Raw genomic sequence first — 25,436 nt, forward strand, 5'->3', positions numbered from 1 at the left:
TCCTACCCAGAACACCGACGCACGACCGCAGGTACTCCGTGTGCACCTGGATCGACGTAGTCATTCGATCGACATCGTCGAAGGCGACGGTGAGGACCTCACGCGACATCGCGGATCCTTCGAAGTCCTGCCACAAGCTCAAGCAGGTCTGCGCGGAGAAGCGAGCGGGAGACCTTGGCAAGGCGCATCCGTCCGCTCTCAGCCAGCGACTTTCCGGAAACCGGGAACTCGCCGGGGACCACTGTCATCGAAATCCACCCGTCGTCGCCGCGGAACCAGTCGCCCATGTACAGGCATCGTGCGTCCTTGTCGAGCAATTCGAGGTGGAATCCCGCGTCCATCTGACGCGTCAGTCCTGACATGAGCTCGACATCGGCCCCGACCTCGGCTCCTGTCGAGAGGGACGCAAGGAAGGCTTGGTCCCCCTCCCGGATCGCCTTGACGATCGCTCGCGATTCGACGAGGCCGAGAGTGGTCGATCTCGGAGGTGTCTTCTGGGCGGACGAGTTGTCGGCGACGAGTTCGAGCAGGTGCTTCGCGAGCTCGCCCAGGTACATGAAAGTGACGACGATCCGGGTGTTGCAGCCGCCTGCCTCGGTACCTCGCGGCTGAATCCGGCGAAGGCCCGCGCAGGCACCCCGATTGACACTGATCAACTCGCGCGATTCATCCCGTGGGCTCCACGCGAAGACACGGATGGCGCTCTCCGCCACTCCGTGGAGCGAGAGCGCGAACAGCAGCGCCGGGGCCACCCCATCCTCGTCGGTGTCCAGGTGGCTGATGACCAGCCCTCGCTCCTTCAAGGAGGCGCGCCCCGCCGTGATCGCCGCCATGACTTCGGCCTCATCGTCGGCGTTGACCCCGCCGAGGTCGCTGACCCCGTACCCTGCAGGCAGAACGAGTTCGGGAACGAGTTCGCATACGGCGCGAAGCTCGTCCGTGGACAGTTCGAATCTCCAGCTATCAGCCATTACTACGCCCACCCTCTGTGCTCGAACAGCCGTCTGAAATCGAGCCAGTCCTTCGACCCGCCAACAGGTGCGTTCCTGCCTGCCGAAGCGATCGCCTGCTCGACACCCTCGACAGCACCTTCTGTGAGGTCACGGACCGCCCGAGCTGCGGCATTCAGGCGCGCCGTGACCCACTCCTGTGCGTCTGAGATCGCACGCTTCGTCGCTTCGACCGTCGACGCGTGACGCTCGAGCGCGCCGGCAGCGTCGTGCAGCGCGGCCGCCTGCGAGCCGAGATCGCCCGCTAGTGCGCGCAACCGGTCGCGGAACGCGTCGGCGGCGGGCGACCGCCACATCATCCCCTCTCCCTGGCGCGCCAATGCACGTCCACGCTCGTTCAGTTCGTCTGCGATATCTCGGAGCGATTTCGCCCGCGCTCGTACCGTGACCATCTCGCCATACATGAATTGATTCCTTCGAGTACGCGGATTTCGGCGCGATCAGCGGCCGAGACGCGCGGCCAGGCTGGCATCGACCTCTTGGAGCGTGTGAGCTGTCGTCCTGAGGAACTGTGCAAGATCGTCGAGGCCGCCGATGGTGTTCTGCGCTCCCGACGTGAACCGGTTGTACGCATCGGCGAATGCGCCCGACGATTTGTCGGTCGTGAAGCCGGCTGCGGTGAGCGCACCGATCTGGGACTGCAGCTTCGTCAGGGTCGAACTGATCTCGTCGCGACCGGCCACGAGACGCTCTGCATTGCTGTTGATCTCCTGGTACGAGACGTTGATATTGGACATGATCTCCCCTTGTGCATTTTGTGTGTTGAAAGAGACAGAAAATACATGCCCCGCCCGGCATGCTCTGACCCCTCGAGTCTAGGAAGCCCGCGTCGACAGGGTCCAGCGTTTCGGGCCCCTGTGGACGGTTACAAAAGCCTTGCAAGTGTTTCTTTACGCTTGCTAGGCACCGAGAGGCTCGGTGAGCGCGACCTGGACCCGCTCATGCCTCCCCGCGGATACGAGGATTCCCCGGCCGACGGGAAAGTCGGACCGGCGGATGCGCGGGAACTGCACCCGGAAGATCGCCATCCCGTCGCCTTCGTCGGGTTGGAGGACGATGCCGGATCTCGCAGCCTTCAGCTGGGCGTGGATCGCCCACGCTCCCGGCCCGGTCACGGTGTCGGTCTCGACGATGAGGGAGACATCCGCCCTGCGGGCCATCCCCATGAGGCGGGCAACAGCAGCGTCGGCCGCCAAGCCCTCGAAGTTCCCGACGTCCTCGATGACAATGACCGCGTCGGCCGGACCGCCCTCTGCGAATGACGCAGCGAGGTGCTCAGCCAGTGCGCAAGCCGATTCCGGTGACGCCGAGGCACGCCACCAGTCCACCTCATTCCGGATCTCTCCCGCACGGACGGCGAGCAGATAGAACTCGGCTTCCGGCCGAGCTGCCCGCGTGTTCCGGAGGATCGTGCGCATCGTCGATGTGCGCCCCGAACCGAGCGGACCGGTGACGACGAAGATCCCCCGGAGTGCGATCGCCGCTGCGCTCAAGGTCTCGTGCCCGAGACCGACGACGATGCCTCCGTCGACGGTCGATGGCAGGTCGTCGGCGCGGATCACGGCAGGGAGCCGCGCGATCGGCGGGGCTGCGGACACGTCCTGAAGTTCACCGGCAAGCGCAGCGATCCACCCACCGTGTCGAACCTCGTCGACATCTCCATCGGGTACCGCGACCTGGACCTCGTGACCGGCGACCAGCCCGCGCCCGGGGACCGCATCCTGCAGCACACCCGAGGCGACACCCGCGGCGGCGTACTCGCCCTCCCCCGCCAACCGCAGGACGATTGTCGTCTGAATGTTCGCCTGGATCGAGGTGGGAATCGCCGAAGGCCGGTCGGCTGCGAGAACGAAGCCGATGCCGAGGCGGCGGCCGAGTCCGATGAGCCTCACCACATCGTCGAACAGCGAGTCGGCGGTGCGGAACTCGTAGTCGGTTCGCAGGGCGCCCATTCCGTCGATCAGGACGAGGACGCCCGGCTCGGCCGTTCCGGTCAGCCTTCGGAAGTCGTCGAGGGATGCCGCACCGACAGCCTCGAAGCGCTCCGCGCGGTCACGGGCGACTGTCTCGAGCATCCCGATCAACCGCGTCAGTCGCTCTTCGTCGTCCCCCGGGATGATCGACCCGACCGTCGGAAGCCGTTCGAGCGTGTGGAGCCCACCACCTGCAAAGTCGAGCCCGTAGATCCACACGGGTTCCACATCCGCTCGGCGCGAGGCCGCGAAGGCGATGCTGCAGAGCAGGGTCGTCTTCCCCGAGCCGCTGGTTCCGAGGACCGCAAGGACGCCCTCGCGAGCCGGATCGACGACGAACGAGCGCTGCCCCTGCGACTCCGGCGCATCGACCAACCCGATGGCCAGGCCCTCGCCGGCGCCGGACTCCAGCGACTCCATCGCCAGCACATCCGGCAGTTCGTCGAGCCACGGTCGTCGCGGGGTGGCTACCCCGCACTCCTCGGCAGCACGCGCGATAGCCCCAACGAATCTCCGGCTGTCCGGAGGCCCGGTGCGCGCGGGCGGCGAGCCGCCACCCGGCCACGGTGCCGAGCGTCCGAAACCGAGATCGCCCACATCGATCTCCGAACCGCTTCTATCGTCATCCGTCACGCCGCCGACGAACGCGGACTGGAAGTCGAGCACGCGTCCGGGGCCCAGTTTCGCCGCAGCCCGTCCGGGCACAGAGGGGTCGAAGTGCGCAGCACTGTCGATACCGAGCACATCGACGCTGTCGGCTTCATCCGCGACCCGAAGGGCGACCCGAAGGTTCGTGTTCGCCCTCAGGCTCTCGGTGATGACGCCCGCCGGTCGCTGGGTCGCCATGATGATGTGAAGCCCGAGCGATCGTCCACGCTGGGCAACGTCGACGACGCCGCTGACGAACTCGGGAACGTCGGTGGCGAGGGCAGCGAACTCGTCGATGACGATGACGAGGTTGGGAGGCGCATCCGTGTCAGAACGGCGTTCGAGCGTCTCGAGGTCTTTGGCGCCGGCTCTGTTCAGGAGCTCTTCGCGGAACCGGAGCTCGGCCTTCAGCGAGGTCAGCGCCCGCCGGACGAGGCGCGGGGTCAGGTCGGTGACGAGACCGACCGTGTGCGGAAGGTCGACACAGTCGGCGAACGCGCTTCCGCCCTTGTAGTCGACGAGGAGGAAGGTGAGTCGATCTGGTGAGTATTCGGTCGCCAGGGCGAGAATCCAGCTCTGCAGGAATTCGCTCTTGCCCGAACCTGTGGTTCCGCCCACGAGAGCATGGGGTCCGTGCGCCCGGAGATCGAGGTGCTGGGGGCCGCCGACGCCCTGGCCGACGAGCGCGCGGATTCCGCCGGACTCCCGCGGGGCGCCCCGCGACCACGAGCTCATGATGCTGTCGGTTTTGCGCCAGCGTCGGATGACCGCGCCCGGATCGCTCGCCGCGGCACCATCCAGAAGGTCGAGCAGACAGACGCGTCGCGGGAGATCGGATTCGTCGAGAACGTGAGCGCCGGTGTCTTCTACCGGCGCGAGTGAGCGGGCTGCCTGCTGGGCGCTGCAGACGTCCAGGTACTCGACGGCAGAAAGCAGGATCCGGCGCCCCGTGCGGACGTAGCCGACGGTGGAACGACCGGATGAGTCGACGTCGACGAACGTGCGGCAGGCGACCGGCAGGGCTGCAGCATTCGCGGCCACCCACAGAAAGAACACTCCGTAATCGGGCCCGCGCTCCGCGACGGCGACCAGGCGCGCGCGATCGACCGAATCGTCCGCGCAGACGATGGCGACGACGACGGGTGTGGTGGGCAGCCGGCTGACCGCAGCACCGTGCGCGGCGTCGAGGAGGAGGTCCTCGTCGAGCCTGGAGCGAACGGCCGCGCGCGTGCCGGCACCTGCTACCCGCCTGGACTCGATCAACTCCTCCAGCTGGGCCAGCACCCGATTCGCCGACTCGATCTCGGCTGTGAGACTGCCACGCATCAGCGGAGTGTGAGGAGAGTCGACGTGAGGCAACCATTCCAGCCATGACCACTCCTCGGCTGCGCCTTCAGCGATGAATGCAACGATCGCGAGGTCGGCGGGCGAGTGCAGTCCGATGAGTTGCATCACGATGGCGCGTGCGACGTCTGCGGCGCGACCGCTCGCTCCTGCGATACCGATCGCCCCCGCCCGTTCAAGATTCTCGACGACCGGAAGCCCGTCGAGTTCGGCGTATTGGTCGGCGAGAGCTGCGAGTTCATCCCAGTCGCCCGGCGCCGAATCCCGTCGGGCAGGGAGGGCGATCACGCTGCGGGTCGGAAGTCGTCCCACGCCGAAACGTACCTCGAGAAAAGTCGCGTGCTCGGGCTTCCTGGTCCACAGCACAGGCGAACGGGACCGGATGGCATCCATCACCTCCGCCGTCGATGGGGACTCGACAACGCGGCCGGCCCGCTCGCGCTCACGTTCGAGCGTCAATTCCTCGCGCATCGCGGCTACGGAACCGGTGAATCGCGCCATCGAATCACGCTTCTTCCGACGGTTCTGGATGCGATTGTCGACCCAGGTTCCGATCATGATGACGGGTGAGAGGGCGATGAAGAGCAGACTCATGAGCTGTTGGGTGGCCACGAAGAGCGCAACACCCATACCGAGCGGGGCGACCATCGCGAGGAGCGGGAACCGGGGTCGGTCAACCGGGCCCGGCGGCTCGGGAAGCGCAAAGGACTTTCCGCGGTACACGGTCTCCACCCGGGGTGACCGGCTGAACGGGATGGCACCCGCGTTCTCGGATGCCCCGTCACGCGGGCCATGCGTCGATCGCATTCCGTCCGGATGCGGTACCCAGCGCAACTCGTCGTCTCCGATTCGGATGCGTGACCCGGACGTCAGAACTGCGCGGAGGGTTCGCCGACCATCCACCTCGATGCCGTTCGCAGACTCGAGATCGGCGATGACGACGGTCTCACCCGCACTGACACTCGCGTGTCGCCGAGAGACGAGACCGTCGGCGAGCCGGACGTCGGCCGCGGGATCGCGTCCGATGACGGTCACTCCGGCCGTGACCGCGTACCGTCTGCCCGTGTCCGGCCCCGCCACAACGTGAAACGCACCGGCGATCGCGCGCCCATTCGCGACGCCCTGCCCCGTCGCCGGCAGGTGAACGATCTCGATCGTGGATCCGGATCGCAGCCCGGATTCGTGCACTGTCAGAAGCGGGCTGAGTTGCTGGGTGTGCGGGACGCCCGGGAAATCGACCCGAAGCGAGACCCGAGACCCGTTCGGGTCCGTCGCAGCGGTTCGTTCCGGATCGGCACGCAGCAGGTAGCCGGCGAGCTCACCCACAGTCGCCGTCACGTCTACGGTCGCCTCGATGTCTCGGGTGGTTCCACCCGGGTGTCTCAGTGACAGTTTGAGCCGCAAATCGTTCCCCCCAGCGCTCTGCATTCGAGCGTAGAAGAATCGCGGATCGACCGTTCCGGGGTGTGGATAACCCGTTACTCGACGAGCCGGATGAACGCACTCAACTCGGCGACGCCCTCGGGCCTGATCGGCAGATATTCCGTCAGCTCGGGCGAATGGACGAGGAACGCGGCCCATTTGGCACGCGAGATCGCGACGTTGAGCCGGTTCTTCATGATGAGGAATGACATTCCGCGCGGCACGTCGGCTGCCGATGACGCGGCGAGCGAGATGATCGCAACCGCAGCCTCCTGGCCCTGGAACTTGTCCACCGTCCCGACCCGCACCGCGCCGAGGCCGGCCTGCTCCAGCGCGTCATGCACCATCGCCAGCTGGGCGTTGTACGGGGTGACGACGATCACGTCCGTCACGCTCAGTGGCTCTTCGAACCGTCCCGTCGAGGGGTCGGTCCAGGCTCTGCCGAGAACCGTGCGAACCAGCTCGACGACGGCTGCGGCTTCCTCGGGCGATTCCGTCGCGTTGCCCCAGTGCTCGATCGGGACGACGTGCAGCCCGGGTTCGACTCCATCGAGTAACCGTTCCGACGCTTCGAGCTGCGAGCTCAGCTTGCCTTCGTAGGAGAGCCGCGAGACCGGCACGGTCAGCGCCGGGTGCATGCGACGGCTTTCGGCGAGGAAGTAGCCGAGCTCGGGCGGGAGCACGTCGTGGCCTTCGCTCACCCAGCCGAGCGCCGACTGGTCGACCGGTTCCGGATGCGTTCCCTGGCTGACCTGCGGCAACTGCTGCGGATCGCCGAGGAGGAGGAGGTTCCGTGCGGCGACGCTTGCAGAGATCGTCGATGCGAGCGAGTACTGCCCGGCTTCGTCGACGACGAGCAGGTCGAGACTTTTGCGTGGGATGCGCGCAGCGTTGGCGAAGTCCCAGCCGGTGCCCCCGACCACGTATCCGATGTCGCGGCGCTCAAGCCCGAAGATCAGCTGCCCATCTTTGTCGAGCTCAGTGTATTGGTGCGAACCGCCCCCGGCATCCGCCTTCGGCACCTTGCCGACGAGTCGAGGGTCGAGCCCCGCACGCACGATCGCGTCGAGAAGATGCTCGACAACGGAGTGGGATTGCGCGACGACGCCGACCTTCCAGCGGTGCTTGGTGACGAGCTCGGCGATCACGTGCGCGCCGAGGTAGGTCTTTCCCGTGCCGGGGGGCCCCTGCACCGCGAGGTAGGAGCGGTCGAGCCCGAGCAGACTGCCGACGACGGATGGCACCAGGTCAGGACCGGGTGGAGGGAGCGCGCCGGTGCGGGTCCGGGGCGGGACGCGCCGCAGGATGTCGACCATCGGGTCGCGGGGCCATGTCGGGCCGGAGATCTCGGTCTGCGCCGCCAGCAGCGCGCTCCCCCATTCGTCGATGGCCTCGATCAGCCGAACCGCTCGTGGCGGGCTGGCCGGAGTGATGGCGACAGGAAGCACCGTATACGGCGCCACGTCACGGTTCAGCGTCTCCTCGATGAGGAGCGATCCGTCGTCCTCGACCTCGATCACGCGCACGGATTTGTACGTTCGCGCACCGGGTTCGGGCGACGGATTCTCGAACGGTCCCGGGTAGTCGTAGAGAACGTACGGTCCGGCCTGGTCGCTCGCTTTGACGTTCGACCCGGGCCCCCACTGCCCGCGCAGCGACAGCACGCGCCGGTCGGAGCGCTGCCCGTCTTCGCGGTGCCAGTCGCGCACGACGGCGGCCCCCTCGACGATCAGGGCGTCCCGCGTGTCACCCCATTCGTCGAGGGGCTGCACGAGGCGGGTGAAGTGTTCCTGCCAGAACGTCTTGTTCTCGCGGCGGTGGTAGTCGATCGCTGCCGCTGCGAACGCCAGGGCGCGCTGGTCGGATGTGCGGTCCGGGTCGAGCGGATTGCCGGCCAGCGCGAGCAGCCCGTCGCGAATCGGCGAGGGTCCCAGGTCGTTGTCGGGTTTCTCGGGCGCCAGCTCACCGACAGGGATGCCCACGCGCGCCGCCTGCCCGAGAAGGTAGTCGCGGAGTCGGAGTGTGGACACGCAGTCGTACCGGTTGTAGTCGGCGATGGAGTCGAGCATCCGCTGCCCTTCGGCGACCTCGCCCGTCGCGATGAGGTCGCGGGCCTCCGCGTATTCGGTGATCGACGCTGCGGCGTTCTGCACGTCGCCTTGCCGTATCCGGTCGCCCATGTAGAGGGGCTCGAGCTTCTTGATCGAGTACGACCGGGAACCGACGCGCAGCGCCTTGCGGACGATCGGATAGAGGTCGACGAGCACATTTTCGCGGAGGAGCTGGTCGACCTCGTCTTCGCCGACGCCGTGACGGGCGGCGAGGGTGAGCAGGTGGGTCCGCTCGTAGGCGGCGTAGTGATAGACGTGCAGATCGGGATACTGCCGGCGGCGCTCGCCGAGCCAGTCGAGGAATGCGCGCAGGGCCTCGCGCTCCTCGCCGAAGTCATGCGCCCAGAACGCCGTGAATTCCTCGTGGACATCGATCGAGCCGAAGAGGTAGTCGAGCCCCCAGCGCTCGCCCGCGCCCTCGGTGTAGAGGGGGTCGCCCTCGAAGTCGAAGAAGATGTCGCCGGGACTCGGGGTGGGGAGGACGGCGAGAGCGGATGCGTCGTGGACGACCACGGGTGGCGGCGCGTCCGGGAGCGCATCCCGTTGGAGCCGCGCCTGCAGCGTGAGGGAGGCGAGTGTCCCATCCGCGATGCCGGGGACGCTCGTGAGCTCGGTGGCCGCGAGATCGTCGATGGTCAGGATGCTCACAGCGGCCAGGCGGGCGCGCTGTGTCACGCGCATCCCCGCCACCAGCAGGACGTCGCGGGTCGCCTGGATCTCCGCATCGCAGTCGTCGCAGTGGCCGCAGACGGCGTAGCGCGGATCGCCCCATTGCACCGCCTGCGTGTCCTCGAGGCGTTCCTGCACGATGCGCAGGAGGCGTTGCCGGCGTTTGCGGTAGACCGGCGCGATGTCGTCGAGGCGGTGAATACTGATCGTGCCGTCGCCGAGCAGCAGCTCGACCGTGGGTGCGACGCGGACTCCGAGCTGTTCGAGCTGCTGCGCGTATGCGGCGAGCTGGAGGAGCGCCGTCACCCGTGCACTGCGCGCGAGCTTGGTGTCCTGCACCTGGTAGCTGCCATCGGGCTGCCGCACGATGAAGTCGGCGAAACCGAGGAAGCTGCCGTCGAAGAAGGTCGCCTGGAAGACGACCTCGGCCTGGCCGTCGAAGGCTTGGCGCGTGTTCGCGACGGCCTGTCCGAGGCTGTCGGCCGTCAGCGGACTCTCCGGGCGCGGAATCTCAACGGTGCCGGCGCCGTGCTCCATCCTGTACCGGGCGAGGACGCGGGCCTCGTGTTCGTCGCCGAGCCGGCTCGTGCGCACATACATCGGGTCTTCGGGAACGTCGAGCTTGTCGATCCGCCCCAGCTTCGCGTCGAGCTTGCGCAGGAAAGCGAACTCGCACTTCGACGCCTCGGTGAGGTCGGACGCGCTCGTGACGACGCTGCCGTCGAGTATGAACACGCGACCCCCTTTCGCTGCGGCGGTATCCGCTGGATCGAGCGTATCGGGAGGGGGTGACACGGCGGCGTGGCTACGATCATCGGTGTGCGGTCAGAGAACAGGTGGACGATTCGGCTTCGGGTCGAACGAGTCCTGTCCGCTGTGACGAAGACCATCCTCGGAATCATGGTGTTCATCCGATAACAAGGGTCAACGGGCGAAATCGCGTTGCACGAGACCCGGTAATCCGGCCCCGCCCGTGATACGTCTCCTCCTTCCCAAACCGCCGCTCCCGCGCCATCATCGAAACAGCACTTCTTGAGCAACACTCATTGCTGAGGACGACGCGGAAGAGGGCATCATGGGGGAACCGACCCGCGACAAGGCGGACGATACAGACCACACGGGCGACCATGTAGACCACGGATCACCCAAAGCGACCGAATCTCCGGCAGTCCGCGCCCACGCCGCAGCGCAGGTCCACGCCGCCGCCCAGGCGCACACACACGGCGAGAAGCCCAGGTCCCGGAAACCACTTCCACCGCACAACACGCCGCCGGTCCGTCTCCCCGACCGTCGGCTCCTGCGCACCTACGCCTTCGACCCGATGTCCACCCGGCTCTCCGGGCGCTTTCTCACGCTCGATATCCCCTTCGAACGCGGCCTCGACCCGGGGCCGTCCGGCGAACTCATCCAGGTGATCGACTACGACGCCGCACACGACGTCTGGTACCGGCCGGTCGACCTGAACGATCCCTCGATCCTCGCGCAGAGCGGGCTGACACCCTCGGAGTCCGATCCGCGCACCCACCAGCAGGTGGTGTACGCCGTCGCGATGAGCGTCATCGAGCGGTTCGAGAGGTTCGGTGGGCGGCGATTCCGCTGGCGGGGCGGGCGCGAGTTGCGGATCGTGCCCCACGCCTTCGAGGATCGCAATGCGTTCTTCGACCCGGAACGGCGAGCCGTGCTGTTCGGTTTCTACCGTGCCGACGAACGCGACCCGGGGTCGAACCTTCCCGGCCAGGTGATGTTCACCTGTCTCAGTGTCGATGTGGTCGCTCACGAGGTGACGCACGCGATCGTGCACCGCATCCGCAAGTACTTCTCCGAGGCGACGAACCCCGACGTGTTCGCCTGGCATGAAGCCTTCGCCGACCTGGTCGCCCTGTTCCACCATTTCCTGTTCCCCGAGGTCGTGTCCGAGGCGGTCGCCAACTCGCGCGGCGAACTGAAGAAGGGCTCCGCGCTGCTCGACCTCGCGCTGGAGTTCGGAGAGTCCACCGGCCGAGGCGCAGCCCTCCGCTCCGCTCTCGGCTCGCCGCGCACCCCGAAGCAGTTCCTCAACGCCACCGAGCCGCACGAACGCGGATCCTGTTTCGTCGCCGCGGTCTTCGACGCATACCTCGACACGTATATCGACCAGATCGCGGACCTTCGGCGCATCGCGACGGGCGGCACCGGCGTGCTGCCTCCGGGCGCTCTGCCTCCCGATCTGGTGAAACGCGTCACCATCGAAGCGATCCGCAACGCGGACAGGCTGCTCGGGATGGTCGTGCGCGCCTTCGAATACCTTCCGGTGGTCGATGTGACCTTCGGGGATGTGGTGCGCGGCATCGTCACAGCCGACCGTGCGCTGTACCCCGATGACAAACTCCACCTGCGCACGAATCTCGTCGAGGCCCTGCGGCGGCGCGGCATATACCCGCCGGCCGTCTCCTCGCTCGCCGAGTCGTCGCTGGTCTGGCCGACTCCCCCGGCGCCGCTCAGCCTGACCGCCAGCGACCACAAGGTCGATCTGGCACCGCTGATCGAGGACGCCACCCGCAACCTCGACACCTCCGGCGAGGCGTCGACGATGGTGACCAGTGCCGCGGAGGACGATCCGGACGACCTGACGATGGATGCGCCGCCCGAGCCTCCGTCGGCAGAACACAACTCGTCGACCGCCGTCGACCTGCTCGCGTGGGGAAAGGCGCACGCCCACGAACTGGGTCTCGACCCCGAACTGAAACTCGAGCTGGTCGGAGTCCACGCGGTCTACGTCCAGGCTTCCGATCTCCAGCCGCGCCCGATCGTGGTCGCGCAGTTCGCCCAACGCCACGAGGAGCTCGAGGACCAGTCGCTGCCCCGCAACAAGAGGGTACCCATCCGCTCGGGAACCACGGTGATAGCTCGCGTCGACGGCGAGGTCGTGCACATCGTGCTCAAGCCGCTTCCACTCACAAAACCGGAGGTGCTCGACGACCCCGACGCGTTCGGCTACAGTCCGTTCGGGGATGCGGTGCGCGCCTTCGCGCAGTCCTGCAACGAGATCGGGAAGAAACGCGCCAAGGCACTTCAGAACTGGAGCGATCAGGTCACGTCGGCGGATGCGCTGGCCGCCTGGACCGACCAGCCCTCCCAGCTGCGCCTCACGTTCGCGCAACTGCACGCGGACCAGGAGCTCCACTCGCTGCTCGCCGCGAAATCCGCGGCTGAGCGCAGGCGACGGCACGGCCACGGCCGTCGCCGGCAGGGGGCCGATCATGTCTGAGACGACCGTGTCGGTGCGGATGTACAACGTCGGCTTCGGCGACTGCTTCGTCGTGACCGTGAGCCGCGGCGACCAGGTGTGGCGGATGCTCGTCGATTGCGGCGTCCACAGCCAGGGGCGCGCGAAAGTGGATGGCGTCTCGCGCCCGATCGGAGAGGTGGTCAAGGCGGTCATCGCCGATCTGGCCGCCGTCATGCCGGCAGGCTCTCCCCCGCGATTCGACGTCGTCGTCGCCACCCACCACCACCAGGATCACATCACCGGGTTCGCCGTGCCGGACTGGGAGGCGGTGCAGGTCGGCACGGTCCTCATCCCGTTCGTCGAGAACCCTGCGGACAAGGATGCGCAGGCGCTCCGCAACTCGCTGGTCTCGACGGCCACCAAGCTGAACGGGATCATCGAGGCGACGGCCAAGCGCAAGGAGAAGAACGGTGGCGGCTTCACGGATGCGCTCTCGCTCGCGAACTCGTTCGCGATCAACTCGATGGGCAACGCAGCCGCGACCGACCGGTTGCTTCACCAGAACGGCAGCCACTTCCTCGAACCGACCCACGACATCTTCTTCGCACCCGATCGTGACCCGGCGAAGAACGTGATCGCGACCCCGATCGACGGCGTGACCATCCACATCCTCGGACCGTCGCGCGACCCGAAGCAGCTGTCGCTGATGAACCCGCCGGCCTCCGCAGAATGGCTGCAGCTCGACCCGGACCAGGGGCTGGAGGATGACGACACTCCCGCGCTGTTCCCGGCGATCTATGTCGTGCCGGACGACGAACTCGACGAGATCCCCGAGGAGCTGACACGAGCGCGCCCCTCGCTCCGCCTGTCCCAGCTGGCGACGAGCGACGAGGCCCTGCTCGGGGCGGCCGCGGTACTGGAACGCTCCGTCAACAACACGAGTGTGTACTTCGTGCTCGACGTTGCAGGGACGCGGCTGCTGTTCGTGGGCGACTCGCAGGAAGGCGCGTGGGAGCATGTGCTGGGCGATCCCGCGTCGCGCGAGCTGGTGAGCAACGTCGCCTTCTACAAGATCGGGCACCACGGCTCGCACAATGCGACGCCGAAGCCGTTCGTCGAATCGGTGCTGGGCGACGGCGCGTACGCGATGCTCCCGTGGGGCCTCGTCAAGAAGTGGGCGGACACGATTCCGAAGGCTGAACTGCTCACCGCCCTCGCGGACCACAAGACGCACGTGATCCGCGCGGATGCGCCCGTCGCCGAAACACCGCAGATCGAGGTGGGGCCGAATCAGCTCTGGAGCCAGGTGACTTTCACGATCCCGTAGGGGCGGCCGGCGCGGATGCGGCCGGTGCCGTCGCGGCCGGCACGGACGCGGGCTGCGTCGACGCGGCCTCGCCGGGCAATGGCGTCAGCGTCTCCCAGGTCGGGTCCGCCCATTGGATGCTCGGCGTGAGCCGCGGCACATAACCCGACGCTCCCTCGATCCGTGCGCGCACGCTCGAGTGGAGCACGGCGTCCGCCGGGATCGGTCGCGTGCGGTCGACGAAGATCTTGTACACCCACGGGTTCTTGTGGATGATCCCGTTGATGTTGTCGCCAGTGACCGTGCACGACTTCGCGTATGCAGCGGGCTCCACCAGCATCCCCTCTTCGATCGCACCTTCGACGATCCACTTCAGCGACACGGTCGACAGGCGCGGGTCATCGGGGAAGGTTCCCCCGACATCCGTGTGGACGCCGGCGAACCAGACCTCCTCGAGCTTCGAATCGTCGGTCGGGGTCACAAGGTATTCACGGAACGGCCGACGCTTCTCGTCGATCGACACCGCGTGCCTCACCCGCGCGTCATTCACCAGCTTGCGCGTGTACGGCCACTTGATGTCCCATTTCAGGATGCCCGCCGCCTTCACCGTGTCGAACGCACCGAGATAGGTGACCGGCACGGTCGTGCGCCCTCCCGTGACCTTGCGGGAGAAGTTGGCCGTGAATTCGTCGATGTCTGCCCAGTGGTCTTTGTCGTCCCCGCGTCGGCGTGCGAACTCGGCGACCGCGTACGGCACGAGGTTCTCCGACCCCGGATAGAGGAGCCCGATGGTCCGGAGCATCCCCGACAAAGCGCGGGCTGTGTATGCTCCGCGGCTGAACCCGAACAGGAAGATGCGATCGCCGGGATTCCACTCCTGCATGAGCCAGGTGTACGCCTCCCCCAGGTTCTGCCGAAGGCCGTTGCCGAAGGCGAGGCCGCCGACACGCGAGAGGCCGCGTGCGATCGCGCCCCAGGACGCGGCGGATGCGAACGTACCGACGCCGGGATCGTAGTAGGCGATCTGCTTGGCCGGATCGCTCAGGTCGAGCATCGAGAAGACTTTGATGACGTTCGAGTCGCCGGTCGCGCGCGGCTGTGCGCCTGTTCCGTCAAGACAGATCACCAGGTTCTTGCCCATCGGACACCTCCGCACGTCGCCGTGAAGCTCGGTTGGGTTACACGGTAGCGGTGCGGCACCGCGGTGGCTAGAGGTATCGCTCGGGGTGCTTGCTGGGCCAGATGTACGGCAGGTCGGGCGGCACCCCGGGAAACAGCGGGGCGTAGTGGGCGGGGTCTTTGCGGATCAAGTTCGACTGGTGACTGCGATGCAGTTCGACGTCGCCGATCCAGCGCGGGAGCTCGAGTTGGTCCTCCTCGGCGGTGTCCACCTCGGGCGCGAACGGGAGGACCTGCTCCCGAACGGTGTCGGGGCGGCCCTGGGCGATCCATTCATCCGTCATCACCAGCGTGTATTTGGCGAGCGCCGGCACGTAGCCGCGCCACATGTTCGTCGCCGGATGGTTCTGCCACCCGTAGGTCGGGATCGTCACCGCCCGCAGGAGCTGAAGCCCCTCCACGCGCTGCTTGCCGAGCCGCGCGCGGTCGAGGACTCGCGCACTCTCGCGGAACGACGGATATGGGAGGAAGGTCTGCATCACCGGCCAGAGTACGCGCAACCACCGACGGCAGGATGCGCGGGTCAGCCGAACGTGTCGAGCACGACCCGTAAGGCGAGACCTGCGAGCGGGATGGTGAAGGCGAAGACGATGCCGAAGACCAACCCGGTGAGCGCTGGACCGAGCCCTCGATAGGCGCGCACTCGAAAGAAGCTCACCGCTGCGTAGAGGATCGCCATTATCGCGATGCCCGTGCCGATCAGGGACAGCGCGACGGCGATCCAGCCGAGCACACCGAAGGGCGACACGCGCCAGGCGAGGTCGGCGCACACCACGGTGATCACGAACAGGATGGCGGCGGCCGCACCGCAATTGAGGCTGCGGTAGGCGAGCACATTGCGCAGCCGGCCTGTGCCGACCACCCCCGTCGCGGCACCCGGTCGCATCGGCTGATAGTCGTCGTCACTGTGAGCGATGGCATCGGGCTCGACGTCCGGCGCGATGATCTCGGACACCGAGTTCCCGGCCTCCCGCGTGTGCTCGCTCCAGGTCGCCCCGGTCCACCAGCGCTCGCCGAACGGTCCGGTCGGGTCGGGGTACCAGCCGGCTTCAGGAGCGCGGGCGTCGGTCATGCATAGGCCTTTCGATCGCAGTGCATCCACAGGCTAGTGAGCCGTCCATCCGCGTCACGAGCCCCAGAGCGCGGGCCAGTCACGCCGAAGCGCCGCTGTCGAGGTACTCCTTGACCCGGTTCATCATGCGGATGTTCTCCCTGACGGTCGTCCTCACGACGATGGGATGGAGGGCCGCGAGAAACCCGCTCGTCGCGATCTCGCCGGTTCGCACGACGCGCGTCCCGCCCTCGATCGGCACGAGCTCGTAGCTGATCGTGATGGCGAGGTGGCCGTCCGACCGGGCCTGGTGGAAGACGAGCAGGTGATCCGGTTCGTATTCGAGAACGGTTCCGTGGAGTTCCATGCCCTGGATCTCGTCCGTATAGGTCGTGCCCTTGGCGATCGGATCCTCGGAGATCCGAACGGTGGCGTGGTAGGTGTTCGACGGGTCGAGCCAGTCCGAGAATCCCGGCAGGTCGGCGAGCAGGGCGAAGACCGCGCTCGGCGGCCGCGCGACGTCGGTCGTGATCGTCCGGGTGGACTTCATGCCTCAGCTTTCGCTGGATGGTCCCAGGTCTGCCGACCCGACGTAGCGGTAGAGCACCCGCCCGCCCGGCTCCCATCGCCCTTTCTCGAGCGTGAACTCCGCGGCGAGGTTGTCCGCACCGTACGTTCCGATGTCGCGGATGACCTTCGCGGGCTCTCCCCCGGACAGCGATTCGATCGACTCCCGGTAGATCGTCCCGTCGGGGTTCACGAGCACCGCCGTGTAGTGGCTGGATGCGCGCAACTCGCCGACCGGATACCAGTCGCGATGATCGATCTGCACCATGGCGGTCGGGTCCAGGTCGCTCCGGGGTCGCACACCGGTGGCCAGCCCGTCGACCCAGCGTTCGCCGTCGTTGTAGCTGTACAGGTTGCCGATGGGGGCTTCGAAGTCCTCGTCGTCGCAGTCGGGAGCGTTGAGGTGCGCGAGCGGGCTGGTCATGTGGCCGATGGTACTGCCGTCGGGCGAGCCGCGAAAGGGCGGAGCCTCAAGGAGGCGGACCCGTCAGCCGTTCTTCGCGGCAGCCTTCGCCGCCCGCTTGAACTCGCGCACCCGCGTCAGCGACTCCGGGTCGACGATGTCGGCGACCGAGCGATACGAGCCGGTCTCGCTGTACGGAGCCGCCGCGTCCTGCCAGCCGGGAGCGGACAGTCCGTACTGTTTGCCGAGCAACGCCAGGAAGATCTTCGCCTTCTGGTCGCCGAACCCGGGAAGCGCCTTCAGCCGCGCGAACACCTCGGCACCGTCGGGATCGCCCTGCGTCCAGATGGCAGACGCATCCCCGCCCCAGTCGGCGACGAGCGCCGCGCACAGGGATTGGATGCGCCCGGCCATGGAGCCGGGGAACCGGTGCACCGACGGTGGCTGCTTCATGACGGCGAGGAACGCGTCGGGGTCGTAGGACGCGAGCGTCGCCGCGTCGAGCCCGCCCATCCGGTCGCGCAGTTTCGCAGGGCCGGAGAACGCCGTCTCCATGGGGATCTGCTGGTCGAGCAGCATGCCGATGAGCAGAGCGAGCGGGTCTGCTGACAGGAGGGCGTCCGCCTCGGCGTCGCCGGTGATGTGAAGGTCGTGGGCCATCCATCCATCGTGGCACGCGCATCCCCTGTGTTGGGGCTGACCCGTGCGCCCGGGTTACTGAAAAGCTGGATCGATGGCGACCGGCACCCGACCACGAGTCACGCCATGACTGCGCGTGCACCATTGTTGTCCGTCCGCAGGGTGGCGCCGAATCCGCTGCCGACCATCCTCCTCCTGACCGTCGCGTCGATCCTGCTCGTGCCCCTCGCTGCGCTCTGCATCGTCGGCTGGATCATGGCGCCCGCCGTCGACGTGCGCGATCGGGAGCACATCGCGACGGCGATCCAGGTCGTCTTCGCCCTGGCCTGGTTCGTGCCGTTCCTCGGCACGGTCGCGGCCGACCTGATCGCGTTCGCTCTGCATCGCAGCCGGCGTGAGTCAGTCCTGGTCGGGGTCGCCGCCCTCACGCTCGTCCTCCTCGGCTGGGCCGTGGGCCTGACCGTGCCCGCACTCCTCCTGGCGTAGTCCGCGCGAGGAAGCGATCAGGCGGTGATGGACATCCGCGTGATCGTGTCGCCTGCGACGAGGAACGTGAACGTCGACGGACCGTTGAACCCACTGCCGCCCACCCGCGCCCTGACGGCCACCCCGTCGGGGATCTCCACGAACACCAGATCGTCCAGCGTGACGTGCAGTCCGATGAACTCGTGGTCGCTCCAGTCGCGGATCTCATCGCGTCCCGTGAACACCCGGCCCCAGTCGTCGACGGTTCCCGAAACGGCGAACGCGTCGAGGAACCGCTCGGTGTCGTGGTCGTTCGCGGCCTGGATGGCTCCGCTGACCACCGCAGGCACGCCCTCGGGGACATGGATGCGCATGCACCCAGTGTGGGTCACGCAGCCCCCGAAAAGGGGGAACCAATGCGCGCGTCGCTCCTGCTTTCCGTTTATCGCCCCGAGTTCGGACTATTCGGACGACCTCTGAAGTTGTCACCATGGAAGCGACACGGACCGCAAACGGCATCGGAAACGGAGCGAGATCATGGCTCGTCACGTGCAGTACGACACGGTGGGTGGACCGGAGGTCCTCGAGATCGTCGAGGTGGATACCCCCGTTCCAGGCGATGACGAGGTGCTCGTCGAGGTCAGGGCGACCGGCGTCAACCCCGTCGACCTGAAACAGCGTTCCGGTGCCCGGGCGGTCCCGCCGAGCGATGGACCGCGAAGGATCGGATCGGATGCCGCGGGGGTCGTCGCCGCAACGGGCGCCGCAGTGACCGGATGGTCGGTCGGCGACGAGGTGATCGTCCGTGGTGCACGCGGCGCGTACGCGACCCATGTGGTCGCATCCCCTGCACAGCTGGTCCGCAAGCCGGCGACGATCAGCTGGGAGCAGGCCGCCGCGATCGGAGTGCCCGTCAGCACCGCGTACCAGACCCTGAAGTCGCTGGGGGTGGGGCCCGGCACGACCCTCCTCCTGCACGCGGGTTCGGGCGCGGTCGGAAGCGCCGCCATCCAGTTCGCGACCGCGTGGGGCGCGACGGTGATCGCGACCGGAAGCCCGGCCGGCCAGGAGCGGATGCGCTCGCTCGGCGCGATCCCGACGACCTACGGACCCGGGCTGGTCGAGCGCGTGCGCGCCCTCGCACCCGACGGCGTGGATGTGGTGCTCGATGCGGCGGGCACGGACGAAGCCCTCGAAGCGTCCTTCGAGCTCGTCCCCGATCGCTCGCGGATCGGGACGATCGTCGTCGGCGCGAGGGCAGCGGATCTCGGCATCCGCGCCTGGGCGGGAGGCAACCCCGTTCCACTGACGGCCGAGGAGCAGGCCCTGCGCAGCGAGGCGTATGCGGTGGTGAGCGACCTGCTCGAGCGGGGCGAGTTCCGGATCGACGTCGCGAAGGTCTATCCGCTCGACGACGTCGTCACCGCTCACCGGGACATCGAGGCGGGCGCCGTGTCCGGCAAAGTCGTCCTCGTCCCTTAAGACGAGCCGCCCACCGCTTGTCTGCGCGCGCCATCGGGCGTGGAATGGGTCAGGGAGGCTGACCATGAGAATCTCATTCATCGGGCTGGGGCGGATGGGCCGCGAACTCGTCGTCCACCTGATCGACGCCGGACACGAGGTGACCGTCTGGAACCGGAGTGCTGGGCCGACCCGAGCGATCGCCGCGCGCGGAGCGAACGTCGCCCAGACCCCCGCCCTGGCGGTCGCCGACGCCGAGGTGGTCGTCACCGCGCTCTTCGGGCCTGACACCGTGCGCGAGATCGTCCTCGACGCCGGTCTGCCCTTCGGCCCGTCCGCGCTGTGGATCGACGTGACCACCGTGGCTCCGGCGGACGCGACGGCATTCGCGGCCTGGGCATCCACTGCGGGTGTGCGCTACGTGCACTCCCCCGTGATCGGCTCGCTGGCACCGGCCAGGGCCAGACGTCTCGCCGTGCTCGTCGGCGGAGAAGCGGATGCGGCCGCAGAGGCTGCAGGAATCGTCTCGCTCTGGGCGGACACCGACAAACTGCGCATCGTGGACAGCGCGCAGAAGGCGGCGACCGGCAAGCTGATCGCCAATCTCGCACTGGCCGTCTCCCTCGAGGGTCTCGTCGAGTCGCTCCGGCTCGGCCACTCGAACGACCTGAGCACAGAGGACGTGCTCTCGATGCTTGCGCTTACGAGTCTCGCGCCGCTCGCCGCATCCAAAGGCGACACCGTGCGCGAGCGGTCATTCGACGACACCCAGTTCTCGGTCGATCTGCTCCTCAAGGACACCCGCCTGATGATGGCCAGCAGCCGCTCGCCGCTTCCCGCGGTGGCGGTGGTGCACGATGCGCTGGAGGACGCATCCCGTGACGGCCGCGGCGCGAAGGACATCGCGGTGCTCGCCGAGCGCGACGCCTGAGTCGGTCCCAGCACGCATCCCACCCGAACGGGTGCTTCCGGCGCGCCACACCGGCGCCTAGCCTGATACGGCCCGAACTGCTCCACCCCGTACCCGATTGGTCTCCGTGCGCTTACCCATCGCTCTCTTCGTCGCGCCCGTCATCGCGGCCTCCCTTCTCACCTCGACGGCGCAGGCGTCTGCGACCGACCTCAGTGGAACCGCACCGGCTGCGACCGTCCTCGCCCAGCTGACGGTGGCCCCGGCAACTCCCGCCGGCTACGACCGGACCCTCTTCGTGCACTGGATCGACGCCGACAACAACGGCTGCGACACCCGCCAAGAGGTGCTGATGCGCGATTCCGCGGTCGCAGTGACGAAGAGCTCGGGATGCACGATCACGGCCGGGAAGTGGACCTCCTGGTACGACGGCGCGACGTGGACCGCGCCATCCGATGTCGACATCGACCACCTGGTGCCGCTGGGCGAAGCGTGGGCCTCCGGCGCGAACACGTGGACCGCTGACCAGCGTCGTTCCTATGCGAACGACCTCGCGCTGCCTGTCGCTCTGCAGGCAGTCACCGACAACGTCAACCAGGCGAAGGGCGACCGCGACCCCGCGCAGTGGATGCCGCCGGTCGCCGGTGTCGCCTGCCGCTACGCGACGGACTGGGTGCTGGTGAAGTACCGCTGGAACCTGACGATCGACACCGCCGAGCAGTCGGCTCTGTCCGGAATTCTCTCCGGTTCCTGCGGCAACACCGTCGTCACGGTCCCTGCCAAAGCGGGGACCACGGTGAACGCGGGGGTCTCGCGCCTGGCCGGCCCGGACCGCTACGCGACCGGCGCGGCCGTCTCCGGCCAGTATCCGACCGGCGTCCCCGTCGTCTACGTCGCCTCCGGCGCCAACTTCCCGGATGCCCTCAGTGCAGCGCCCGCGGCCGCCAAGCAGGGCGGTCCGCTCCTTCTCACCGCGCCCGGCTCCCTTCCCGCGACCGTGCGGGCCGAGCTCGTGCGTCTCGCTCCCGACACGATCGTCGTCGCGGGAGGTGCCGGAAGCGTCTCCGATGCTGTCTTCACCGAACTGCGCACGCTCGCACCGCACATCCGCCGCGATTCGGGCAGCGACCGGTATGCGACGTCGATCGCATTGAACCGAGCGGCGTTCCCGGCAGGCTCGCCGTCGGTGTTCCTCGCTACCGGCTCGAACTTCCCGGATGCTCTGGGCGCGTCCGCCGCAGCCGGCGCGACCGGGGAGCCGGTCCTGCTCGTGAACGGCCGCGCGTCTTCAGTCGACCAGGCGAACCTCGACCTGATGTCGAGTCTGGGCGTCACATCCGTCTCGATCGCCGGAGGCACCGGGGTGATCTCGACGGGGATCGAGAACCAGTTGCGTTCGCGGTTCGGGAGCACGAACGTGACACGTCTTGCCGGGACGGACAGGTACCGCACCGCGAGCGCCATCAACCGGGCGACCTACACGACCTCGCCGCTGGTGTACCTGGCCAACGGAACCGGGTTCGCGGACGCGCTGGCGGGGGCCGCCCTGGCCGGGCGCGACCACGCTGCGCTGTACATCGTTCCCGGCACGTGCGTGCCCGACTTCGTGAAGGCGGACCTGACGGCTCTCGGCGTGACGAAACGCGTCCTCCTCGGCGGCACAGGTTCGCTCGGAACCGGGGTCGCGAATCTGACCACCTGCGTCACGGCGCCGCCCCCGGTCGCGCCGAAGCCGCCCGTGGTAACGAAGCCCGCTAATCCCGGCGACACGAAGAACTGCTCGGACTTCGCAACGCACGCGGCGGCCCAGGCGTGGTTCAACACGTACTTCCCGTACTACGGCGACATCGCGAAACTCGATTCCGACCACGACGGCGTCGCTTGCGAGAGCCTCCCCTAGCCGCCCTCGTTGCCTCGCCGACGCGGCTGCGGCAGGATCGAGCCATGGAACCCTCGGTATCGTCCCCTGTCGCTCCGATGCTCGCCAAGGCGGTGGACGCCGTCCCGGAACAGGACAGCGTAGCCGGGGGCCTGCTCTTCGAGCCGAAGTGGGACGGCTTCCGTGCCATCGTCTACTTCGACGGGGAGACCGTCGAGATCGGCAGCCGGGGCTCCAAAATGCTCACGCGGTACTTCCCCGAGCTGACGGAGGCGTTCGCGCGACTGCTGCCGGGCCCCTGCGTGCTCGACGGCGAGATCGTCGTCCCCACCGGGGCGAGCGGCAGCGAACGACTGGACTGGGAGGCGCTGTCGCAGCGCATCCACCCTGCCGCGAGTCGCGTGCAGAAGCTCGCGGTCGAGACCCCGGCGATGTTCGTCGCATTCGACCTCCTCGCCGAGGGCGACAGGAATCTGACCGGCGTTCCGTTCGGCGAACGCCGCGCAGAGCTGGAGCGTCTCATCGGACCGCTCCCGCATCCGCTGCACCTCACGAGGACGACGACGGATGTGGACCTCGCCCGCCGCTGGCTGGTCGAGTTCGAGGGCGCCGGTCTCGACGGCGTCGTGGCCAAGCCTCTGTCGGCGGCGTACGCGCCGAACAAGCGGATCATGCTGAAGATCAAGCATCATCGAACGGCGGATGTCGTCGTGATCGGGTACCGCATCCATTCGAGCGGGCGAGGCGTCGGCTCGCTGCTGCTCGGGCTCTACGACAACGACGGCCAGCTGCGCAGCGTCGGCGGAGCGTCCGCGTTCAGCGACGCCCGGCGCCTCGAACTCATCGACGAACTCGACCCGCTCGTCGAACGCGACGCCGACGGCGAGATCGTCAAAGGCGAGGGCGAGCGGAGCCGTTTCTCCGCGAGCAAGGACGTGTCCTTCGTGCGGCTGCGCCCCGAGCGCGTCGTCGAGGTCCGCTACGACCAGATGGAAGGGATGCGGTTCCGGCACACGGCCCAGTTCGATCGCTGGCGCCCCGACCGGGAGGCGCGCTCGTGCACGTTCGAGCAGCTGGACCGGCCGATCGCCTACGACCTCAGCGAGGTCATCAGCTGAGGTCGGAGGGCCGCTCGGCAGCAGCGGCCCTCCGAGGGTTCAGCAGTTGTGGAGCTTGGCGACAGCGGCGCTCAGGGCACCCGTTCCGCCGATCAACGTGACCTTCGTCACGGCGTGCGCCGCCAGGTCGTGCTCCGACGCCCTCAGCACGCAGGTCGGGTTCACGACGTAGAGCGGCGTACCGTTCACCGCCGCCAGGACGGCACCGGACAGGGCGTCCGCGAACTGTGTGCCCGTGGCGAAGTACGCGCTCGTTCCCGTGGGGAACGCATCGGCGTTGATCAGCTGCGATGTCGTGTAGCGGTCGCCCCCGTAGATGCGCTTGACCGGTCCTGACGACCCCAGCTGGGTGGCGATGCCGGCGGAGACGACGGTCGGGCCGCCGATGACGGTGAAGGCGTTCGCGCCGCGGGCCGTGAGGAAGTCGGCGGTCGCCGTGTCAAGCGCCGGCTTCGATCCGTTCACAAGGAGCACCGGAATCTTGGCGGCGCCCGCAGCAGCGGACGCCGACAGCGCATCAGGGAAGTTCAGGCCGGTCGCGACATAGACCTTCTGGAACGTCGGGAAGGCAGCAGCGACGACCTTGCGGCCGGTGTCGAAACGATCCGTCCCCGCCAGTCGCGTGACCGTCGCGGCGAGCGGACGCAACTGGTTCTCGACGGCCGTCGAGACTGCGCCCGTCCCACCGACGATGTAGATCGTCGAGGGGTGCAGGCTCTGGATCTCCTGCTTGGTGGTCGCCGGCAGATTCGCCGGGTCGGTCAGCAGGAGCGGTCCACCGAGCTTCGCCGCGGGTGCCGCCGCCGAGAGAGCATCGGCGAAGCCCGTTCCGGTGGCGATGAAGACGACAGGGGCTGTGGTCGGGAACGCTGCCTAGGCGACCTTGACGGATGTCAGGTAGCGATCCGTCCCGGAGACCCGGGTGACTGACGGGTTCCACCGCGCGGACTTCACATCGAATACGTCCATCGTTCCGGTGATGTTCGCGTCTCCCCCGTCCACGGTGACCCAGACCTGTGTGCCGTCCGGCGTGAACGCGAGGTTCCACGGGCCGCCGCCGCTCACCGAGTAGCTGTTCACGATGGTCTTCGTTGCGACGTCGATGACCGAGATGGTGCCACCGTTCCAGTTGAGCAGCCACGCCTGCGAGCCGTCCGGCGAGACCCGGATGTGGAAGGGACCGTATCCAACGTTCGGAATCGTCGCGGTGACCGTGTTCGTCGCGGTCGACACTAACGAGACCGTCCCCTGATGCGTGCCGTCTCCGCCGTTCGTTGCGATCAGAGTGGAGCCGTCAGGGGTGATCGCGATGCCATCGGTCCCGATTCCGAGGGGAATGGTGGTGAGCACCGTGCTGGTTGCGACATCGATCACGGCGATTTGGCCCTGAGCTGTATCACTGGTCGCGTTCACCACGTACGCCCTCGAGCTGTCTGGGCTGAAGACGACATCGAACGGGAGGCCTTCGACCGCGATATACGTGGATACCGTGCGCGTTGCCGGATCGATGACGGCCGCGTACCCCTGAGGTGCGTTCGGCCTCCAGTCCAGCGCGTAGACCTTTGAGCCGTTGGGCGCGAAAGCGACATCGAAGAGCGGGTCGAACCCGGTGATCGTGCCGACCTTGCTGTTGTTGGTCAGGTTGATGACGGTAAGGCCGCCGGAGTTCCCCGACCCGTTCGAGTACGTCGCGTACGCCTGGGTGCCGTCCGGGCTGATCGCGATGCCATTGGATCCGACGCCATCGACCGCGGTCGACCACAGCTTGGCGTGGGTCGAAGTGCTGTAGGTCGCGATCGTACTGGTGGGGGCCTTCGGGTCATCGTTCACGACGACCGCACGGGAACCGTCCGGGGTGAAGGCCACGCCCCCCGGGTTGTTGCCCAGCCGGAAGGCCGACGGAACGTACGAGTTCGTCGCGGACGCCGGACCCGCGGCCGCGAGTCCGATCGCGCTCAGCGCGACGACGGAGAGCGCGGCGACGAGCTTGCGCGATCCGCTCCGTCCTCGTTCGATTCGGGTACGGGATCCGCTGTTCCGCTCGCGCATGTGCATCTACATTCATCTCCGGCG

At 67.7% G+C, this 25,436-nt stretch carries 21 protein-coding genes and 1 pseudogene; 7 read left to right on the plus strand and 15 right to left on the minus strand.

Translation table 11 applies throughout. The annotated features are described in order from the left end of the window. Nucleotides 1–98 precede the first annotated feature (98 nt). The 5 genes from ACV7NN_RS03045 to ACV7NN_RS03065 all read right to left on the minus strand — a co-directional run bounded on the left by ACV7NN_RS03045 (nt 99) and on the right by ACV7NN_RS03065 (nt 9,912). Nucleotides 99–971 carry a hypothetical protein gene (locus ACV7NN_RS03045; protein ID WP_463348110.1) on the minus strand — a complete coding sequence of 291 codons (873 nt, stop codon included), beginning with the start codon at nt 969–971 and terminating at the stop codon, nt 99–101. 2 nt (nt 972–973) lie between these two features. Continuing rightward, on the minus strand, nt 974–1,414 hold the full coding sequence (locus tag ACV7NN_RS03050) for a putative T7SS-secreted protein (RefSeq protein WP_463348111.1): 441 nt from the start codon (nt 1,412–1,414) through the stop codon (nt 974–976). 36 nt (nt 1,415–1,450) lie between these two features. Continuing rightward, nucleotides 1,451–1,747: a WXG100 family type VII secretion target gene (locus ACV7NN_RS03055; RefSeq protein WP_463348112.1), complete on the minus strand. Its 297-nt coding sequence runs from the start codon at nt 1,745–1,747 to the stop codon at nt 1,451–1,453. A 162-nt stretch (nt 1,748–1,909) separates the two neighbouring features. Beyond that, entirely contained in the window at nt 1,910–6,313 is a 4,404-nt protein-coding gene (locus ACV7NN_RS03060) for an FtsK/SpoIIIE domain-containing protein (protein WP_463348113.1), read from the minus strand. Between the two features lie 140 nt (nt 6,314–6,453). Further along, complete coding sequence (locus ACV7NN_RS03065) at nt 6,454–9,912, minus strand: TM0106 family RecB-like putative nuclease (RefSeq protein ID WP_463348114.1); 3,459 nt, start codon at nt 9,910–9,912, stop codon at nt 6,454–6,456. A gap of 340 nt (nt 9,913–10,252) precedes the next feature. Between ACV7NN_RS03065 and ACV7NN_RS03070 the strand changes: the two genes are divergently transcribed. Further along, nucleotides 10,253–12,424: a hypothetical protein gene (locus tag ACV7NN_RS03070; protein WP_463348115.1), complete on the plus strand. Its 2,172-nt coding sequence runs from the start codon at nt 10,253–10,255 to the stop codon at nt 12,422–12,424. Continuing rightward, nucleotides 12,417–13,712, plus strand: coding sequence for a ComEC/Rec2 family competence protein (locus ACV7NN_RS03075; protein ID WP_463348116.1), 1,296 nt, complete (start codon nt 12,417–12,419; stop codon nt 13,710–13,712). Before ACV7NN_RS03070 ends, ACV7NN_RS03075 begins: the two co-directional genes overlap by 8 nt. Here the strand turns inward: ACV7NN_RS03075 and ACV7NN_RS03080 are convergent. The 6 genes from ACV7NN_RS03080 to ACV7NN_RS03105 all read right to left on the minus strand — a co-directional run bounded on the left by ACV7NN_RS03080 (nt 13,699) and on the right by ACV7NN_RS03105 (nt 17,551). Further along, nucleotides 13,699–14,832: a T6SS phospholipase effector Tle1-like catalytic domain-containing protein gene (locus ACV7NN_RS03080; RefSeq protein ID WP_463348117.1), complete on the minus strand. Its 1,134-nt coding sequence runs from the start codon at nt 14,830–14,832 to the stop codon at nt 13,699–13,701. The genes ACV7NN_RS03075 and ACV7NN_RS03080 overlap by 14 nt on opposite strands. Before the next feature lie 67 nt (nt 14,833–14,899). Next, nucleotides 14,900–15,349, minus strand: a complete 450-nt coding sequence (locus tag ACV7NN_RS03085; protein WP_463348118.1) for an MSMEG_6728 family protein — start codon at nt 15,347–15,349, stop codon at nt 14,900–14,902. Nucleotides 15,350–15,393: 44 nt separating this feature from the next. Next, nucleotides 15,394–15,942: a DUF2510 domain-containing protein gene (locus ACV7NN_RS03090; RefSeq protein WP_463348119.1), complete on the minus strand. Its 549-nt coding sequence runs from the start codon at nt 15,940–15,942 to the stop codon at nt 15,394–15,396. Between the two features lie 79 nt (nt 15,943–16,021). Then, nucleotides 16,022–16,471, minus strand: coding sequence for an SRPBCC family protein (locus ACV7NN_RS03095; protein ID WP_463348120.1), 450 nt, complete (start codon nt 16,469–16,471; stop codon nt 16,022–16,024). A gap of 3 nt (nt 16,472–16,474) precedes the next feature. Further along, a complete protein-coding gene (locus ACV7NN_RS03100) occupies nt 16,475–16,912 on the minus strand; it encodes a hypothetical protein (RefSeq protein WP_463348121.1) in 438 nt (145 codons plus the stop codon). A 63-nt stretch (nt 16,913–16,975) separates the two neighbouring features. Next, on the minus strand, nt 16,976–17,551 hold the full coding sequence (locus ACV7NN_RS03105; RefSeq protein WP_463348122.1) for an HhH-GPD-type base excision DNA repair protein: 576 nt from the start codon (nt 17,549–17,551) through the stop codon (nt 16,976–16,978). A gap of 105 nt (nt 17,552–17,656) precedes the next feature. On the opposite strand from ACV7NN_RS03105, the gene ACV7NN_RS03110 reads away from it, so the two are divergent. After that, the gene (locus ACV7NN_RS03110) at nt 17,657–18,016 is read left to right on the plus strand and encodes a hypothetical protein (RefSeq protein ID WP_463348123.1); all 360 of its coding nucleotides are present in this window, start codon (nt 17,657–17,659) and stop codon (nt 18,014–18,016) included. 17 nt (nt 18,017–18,033) lie between these two features. On the opposite strand, the gene ACV7NN_RS03115 is transcribed toward ACV7NN_RS03110, so the two are convergent. Next, nucleotides 18,034–18,369, minus strand: a complete 336-nt coding sequence (locus tag ACV7NN_RS03115) for a nuclear transport factor 2 family protein (RefSeq protein WP_463348124.1) — start codon at nt 18,367–18,369, stop codon at nt 18,034–18,036. Between the two features lie 163 nt (nt 18,370–18,532). Here ACV7NN_RS03115 and ACV7NN_RS03120 point away from each other — a divergent pair, with 163 nt between their 5' ends. The 4 genes from ACV7NN_RS03120 to ACV7NN_RS03135 all read left to right on the plus strand — a co-directional run bounded on the left by ACV7NN_RS03120 (nt 18,533) and on the right by ACV7NN_RS03135 (nt 23,363). Further along, entirely contained in the window at nt 18,533–19,477 is a 945-nt protein-coding gene (locus ACV7NN_RS03120) for a quinone oxidoreductase family protein (protein WP_463348125.1), read from the plus strand. A 64-nt stretch (nt 19,478–19,541) separates the two neighbouring features. After that, complete coding sequence (locus ACV7NN_RS03125; RefSeq protein WP_463348126.1) at nt 19,542–20,387, plus strand: NAD(P)-dependent oxidoreductase; 846 nt, start codon at nt 19,542–19,544, stop codon at nt 20,385–20,387. A 106-nt stretch (nt 20,388–20,493) separates the two neighbouring features. Continuing rightward, a complete protein-coding gene (locus tag ACV7NN_RS03130; RefSeq protein WP_463348127.1) occupies nt 20,494–22,266 on the plus strand; it encodes a cell wall-binding repeat-containing protein in 1,773 nt (590 codons plus the stop codon). A 44-nt stretch (nt 22,267–22,310) separates the two neighbouring features. Beyond that, nucleotides 22,311–23,363 (plus strand): ATP-dependent DNA ligase, encoded by a 1,053-nt coding sequence (locus tag ACV7NN_RS03135; protein ID WP_463348128.1) that lies wholly within the window; start codon nt 22,311–22,313, stop codon nt 23,361–23,363. Nucleotides 23,364–23,402: 39 nt separating this feature from the next. Here ACV7NN_RS03135 and ACV7NN_RS03140 read toward each other — a convergent pair whose 3' ends face one another. From ACV7NN_RS03140 to ACV7NN_RS03150, 3 genes and pseudogenes are all read right to left on the minus strand, one after another. Next, complete coding sequence (locus ACV7NN_RS03140; RefSeq protein ID WP_463348129.1) at nt 23,403–24,011, minus strand: cell wall-binding repeat-containing protein; 609 nt, start codon at nt 24,009–24,011, stop codon at nt 23,403–23,405. 18 nt (nt 24,012–24,029) lie between these two features. After that, nucleotides 24,030–24,203: pseudogene (locus ACV7NN_RS03145) on the minus strand (cell wall-binding repeat-containing protein); the annotation flags it as partial. Between the two features lie 33 nt (nt 24,204–24,236). Next, a complete protein-coding gene (locus tag ACV7NN_RS03150) occupies nt 24,237–25,412 on the minus strand; it encodes a YncE family protein (protein WP_463348130.1) in 1,176 nt (391 codons plus the stop codon). Between the last annotated feature and the right edge of the window lie 24 nt (nt 25,413–25,436).

This window comes from Leifsonia sp. Ger2509 (genome assembly GCF_055231915.1).